At 39.3% G+C, this 4,941-nt stretch carries 5 protein-coding genes; 1 reads left to right on the top strand and 4 read right to left on the bottom strand.

The annotated features are described in order from the left end of the window. Nucleotides 1-89, bottom strand: an 89-nt coding sequence (locus HYU69_15810; protein ID MBI2271807.1) for a DUF4372 domain-containing protein, incomplete at its 3' end; no start/stop codon positions are given. A gap of 148 nt (nt 90-237) precedes the next feature. On the opposite strand from HYU69_15810, the gene HYU69_15805 reads away from it, so the two are divergent. Continuing rightward, nucleotides 238-621, top strand: coding sequence for a hypothetical protein (locus tag HYU69_15805; GenBank protein MBI2271806.1), 384 nt, complete (start codon nt 238-240; stop codon nt 619-621). A gap of 67 nt (nt 622-688) precedes the next feature. Here the strand turns inward: HYU69_15805 and HYU69_15800 are convergent, their stop codons facing one another. The 3 genes from HYU69_15800 to HYU69_15790 all read right to left on the bottom strand — a co-directional run. Continuing rightward, on the bottom strand, nt 689-1,351 hold the full coding sequence (locus tag HYU69_15800; GenBank protein MBI2271805.1) for a response regulator transcription factor: 663 nt from the start codon (nt 1,349-1,351) through the stop codon (nt 689-691). After that, on the bottom strand, nt 1,329-3,263 hold the full coding sequence (locus tag HYU69_15795) for a hypothetical protein (GenBank protein MBI2271804.1): 1,935 nt from the start codon (nt 3,261-3,263) through the stop codon (nt 1,329-1,331). Before HYU69_15795 ends, HYU69_15800 begins: the two co-directional genes overlap by 23 nt. Nucleotides 3,264-3,531: 268 nt before the next feature. Beyond that, the coding region (locus tag HYU69_15790; protein MBI2271803.1) for a PD40 domain-containing protein at nt 3,532-4,941 on the bottom strand (1,410 nt) is incomplete at its 5' end.

The following is a 4,941-nucleotide window of genomic DNA, read 5'->3' as shown; positions in this document are numbered from 1 at the left end:
TTTCCATTATAACGATTCACGCATGATTGAAAACTTGTTTGTGATAAAAGATCGGTCAACTGCGAAAAAACATATTTACCTTGATTCATTTAGCGCTGATTTTGAGCATATTATACTCAAAAAATGCTGAATCAATTTCAATCGTCTTAGCAACTAAAAGCCCTGTAACTCAATAATAACAATACTTTCAAAGAACGTTATATATATACATCAAAACAGTAATGAAAAAATATCAAAATGAAAAAATGGTACATATTAAAGGGAATTAAATTTGCTTTGCTCGCAGCAGCAGGCGCCCTGTTAATGGGATATATACTGATGTTTCTGTGGAACTGGCTGGTACCTGAACTGTTCAATGGTCCCCATATAACATTTGTACAAGCGTTCGGATTATTTATCCTAGCTAAAATGTTGTTTGGCGGGTTTAAAGGTGGGTGGGGTGGAGGACATTGCGGATGCGGGCACAGGGGCCATCACTGGAAACATCGTATTGAAGAGAAAATGGCTAACCTGACTCCTGAAGAACGTGAGAAGTTCCGCAAACACATGTCGGAGCGTTGCCGGGGTGAATGGAGTTGGAGTAGTGATGAGGGTCGGAAGACTGATGGTACGGATCAATAGGGTACGAACATGTTAAACTCCGTTTTGTGTAAAACACGATGAACGGAGTTTTTTTGAATACTAAGGACTAAAACTCACTTATAGAAGAAAGAAGTTCTTTGTTCTCGCTTATCCATATCAAAAGACTATTGTTGCGTGGCGGCAAGCCCAGTTTCTGACAGATCTTTGACCGGTAATTCTCAACTGTTTTTTCGGAAAGGAATAAAAGTTCGGCGATCTCTTTGGACGACTTGTTTTGGCTTACAAGTTTCAATGTTTTAAATTCGGTTTGACTAAACTTTTTAAGGATCTGTTTCAGTTCTCTTTTTTTCTTATCCTCTTCATCAAAATCAGAGTAATAGGCCTGTAATTCGCGCCCTATATATTTTCCATCCTCCGAAACTTTTTTTATACATTCAATGATCTCGTTTACGGCAAAATCCTTTAACAAATAACCGCAGGCTCCTGAATTCATAGCTTTTCGTACCATTTCTTTATCCTTGTACATTGTCAAAATAATGACTTTGGTGAATAAATTTTCTTTCAGAACCATGTTCGAGACCTCAATGCCGTTAAATTCCGGCATATTAATATCAAGAATGGATATATCTGGTTTTTCTGTTTTAATATTATCGATAGCCTCCTTGCCGTTCTCGCATTCAATGATCCTGCTGTCTTTGAAGTGTCCCTGGAGAAGATCTTTCAGGCCTTTACGGAATATGGGATGATCATCGGCTATTAATAACTTCATGCTGTTCTGTTTTTACCGACTTAAATCTAAGAATTAATTTGAATCCCTTCTCAGCTTTTTCGTCAATATCAACAGAACCGTTAATTATTTTAGCTCTTTCGTGTATCGCTTCCAGGCCTATTCCGTGGTTGTTTGTTTTAATTTTTATTCCTTTACCATTATCCTGGTACATGAGTATAAATTCATTACTATCTTCTGTTATAGATATCTTAAGACCTGTTGCACCTGAATGTTTTATTGTATTGTTTGTACATTCCTGGATGATCCGGAAAATATGAGTTTGAATAGTCAGGGGCAAATGGTGTACATTTTCTGTTATTTCAAAACTGCATTCCAAACCTGTGGTCGACTGAATATTTTCCATTAACATCGCTGTTAACCTTGTCAGTCCTATTTTTGCAAGACTGGAAGGGAACAGGCTCTTCGATATTTCACGTGTTTTTTCAATTACTTTTCCAATATCGCCTTCTAATTCATTCGGAGCACCGGCCTGATCATGCTGCTTTCCGTTGATCAGTTTTGATTTGATGATGGAAAGTGACTGGCCGATATCATCATGCAGGTCCATCGCAATTCTTTGCCGTTCTTCCTCAATGTTCTGGATCAATTGCCTGCTGAACTGGGCCTGCTTTTTCCTGATATTCCTGGAGTATCCAAGATAAAACAGGATTGCGATCAAAACAAGTATTATTACCGCGATCGCGATAGAAGCCCGCTTCATGAATTTTTCCTGCTGGTTGCTCTTTTCAAGAAGTATTGATCTTGAGCGCTCTTTTTCCAGTTCAGTTTCTTTTTGCTGAACCCTGTAATTGAACTGAAGTTCTTCAATGATCTTGTTGTTCATTTTTGTGGCCGCACTGTCTTTGAGAGTTGAATATTTTACATAATTTGCCAGTGCATTTTTGTAATTTTCTTTGCTCAGTTCTATTTGATAGGCTATGAAATGACAACGTGAAATAGCCGCTAAGTCATTGGTATGCATCGCAAGCGCTTCTATTTTTTTGAGTAGAGCATTTACTTCGTCGGTCTTTTTCATTTTAATAAGGACATCCGCTTTCCCTATGAGGGTCTCGGCCAGAGGGCCGCTTAAATTATTTTTCTGAAGAACGGATATGGCGGAATCATAATACGCAATTGCAATCTCATCTTTTCCGGTATTGGTAAAAGTGGAGCCGATGGTCACGTAATTACTTGCAAGTTCTTCAGGTAGATTGTTCTCCTTTGAGTATTCGAGAACTTTGGGGAAAAGGCGGTTTGCTTCTTCTGGTTTATTATCCATTACATAACCCAAACACATATTTATCTGAATGTGACTGGCAAGCCGCTTGTTATTCTCTCTTTCGGCGATGACCAGTCCATCTGTAAAGTCAGCCATGGCTTCCTTTATCTGGCCGGTATTGAGTTTGATTATTCCAAGATTATTTCTGAAAACGGCCGGGTAATACTTCAAATTATGGCTTTCTGAAAAGGTTAATCCTTCAAGATAGAATTTAGCGGCTGCCTGCAGATCATTTTTCTCTTCGCTTATAATTCCATGTAAATTCAATAATTCAGCAACATTATCATGATCATTCAGTTTTTTAGACCTCTCCAGTAATTCATAAAAAACTCTTTCTGATTGAATATGGTTTCCTTTTTGATATTCCAGATAAGCTAGGCGGGCCTGTGCGAGGATTTCAAAATGCGAGTCTTTTGAATCTGTAGATTCCTTTAACGACTGCTCATAGTACCCTTTTGCTTTATCAAGCTTACGGATGTAAAAAAAATAATTCCCGTAATACAGGTGCATTTCAGCTAAAGCCCCAATATTTGAAGTTTCATTTGCTTCACGCAAAGCTGTTTCTCCCGCCTTGAATAATTTCACTGAATCATAATAGGAAGCATTTTTCACCTCATTCAACAGTCGGGCCATTTCGCCGCTATTTTGTGCCACGCAAAAGAGAGTAAACAGAACAAATAATGTTGAGAGAGAGCGGCTTTTTTTCATTAGTCTGTATGCAAGAGAAGTAGAATATATTTCTTCCCTGATACAAAATAACATTAAAAATTTAAATAATGGGAAAGTGGAGGTATATTGACTTAAAACATGTATAAAATCAATGAGGAGATGTGAAAAAATGAAGAAGTATCCAAAATAAAAGGAGAGCAAGATTTTATTATGCTATATAAATAGGTTGAAATTACTTGCTTAACACCTTAAACTCCACCCTTCTGTTCAGCTGTCTTCCTTCATCGGTATCATTGGTGGCGACAGGGAATTGAAAACCATACCCGGCAAAGTTCAGCCGGTCGATCTCGGTGCCTTTGCTTATTAAATAGGAAACAACCGATTGCGCGCGGCTTTCCGACAGATTCTTGTTATATACAGCGCTGCCTTTGTTGTCGGTATGACCGGAGATCTCTATTTTGAGTTTTGGATTAACCGTCATCAGGTTCAGCAGGTTACTCAGTTCAATGTAGGATTCTGAGCGGAGTGATGCTTTATCATAATCAAAGAAAATATTGTTGAGCACAACTTTGTTTCCCACTTCAATTTTATTGAGTTTGATATTGCGGATAATTTCTTTGTAAGCTGCCGTATCTGATGATATGTTGATGTTGGCTGAATAAAACAAATAACCATCCGCATTCACCGTTATATTGTAATTTTTTCCGGAGGGTAACGACACAAGGTAATTTCCCGAAGCGGCATTGGAGTGGAGCTCCGTTACCCGTTCGTTCTTTTGATTGTCGGATATCTCAATGCGGGCTTCAATTGGTTTCCCAGTAAGGGAATCGGTTACGGTACCTTTAAGAAGTGTTAAAGAAGGTCCTTTGGGTTTTTCTTTTTTTTGCGGAATAAAACTGATCTCATAGACATCCTTTTTCCCCACATTGTCCTTGTGAAAGGTAGACGAATAATATGCGGTCTTTCCATTGGCCATCATTACAAAGAACAGATCATTTTCTGGTGTATTGATAGGTTCTCCGAGATTTTCGGGCTTGCTCCATTTGCCTTTTTCGAAAACACTTTTAAAAATATCATACTGGCCCTTACCGCCATGTCCGGTAGAGCTGAAATACAATGTTTTTCCATCGGGGTGAATGAATACTCCTTCTTCACTACCGGTGGAGTTAATCTCCGGCCCGATGTTTTGCGCTTTCCACCAGCCTCCGCCTTTTTTATCTTTGGTGCAATACCATATGTCTCTTCCCCCGAGTCCACCCTCGCGTTCACTCACAAAATAGATCGTGTTTCCATCGGGGGAAATACTTGCAGATGATTCGTGCTTTGAGGAATTGATCTGCTCAGGCATTTTGGTTGGCTCACTCCATTCGGTTCCTTTCAGAAATGATTCCCAGATATCCCCGTTGGCATTGATGTCGTCCCGGTATAGCAGCAGATGCTGACCGTCGTTGGAAATAGCGATAGCGGAGTTGAAGCGATCGGGCTCATTGATGGCCACCGATAGCGCCTCAGCGGCTTGCCATTTAGTTTTCTTCGATATGGAGGAATACACATTTTCCTTTCCTTCTTTCCCTTTTTTTATTTCTTTTTCAGTGAATGGTCTTCTTGAAGTGAAGATCATGATACTGCCATCGGCGGAGAT

The organism is Bacteroidota bacterium (assembly GCA_016183775.1).
GTDB lineage: Bacteria > Bacteroidota > Bacteroidia > JABDFU01 > JABDFU01 > JABDFU01.
This window is presented reverse-complemented; position numbering and strand designations above follow the sequence as displayed.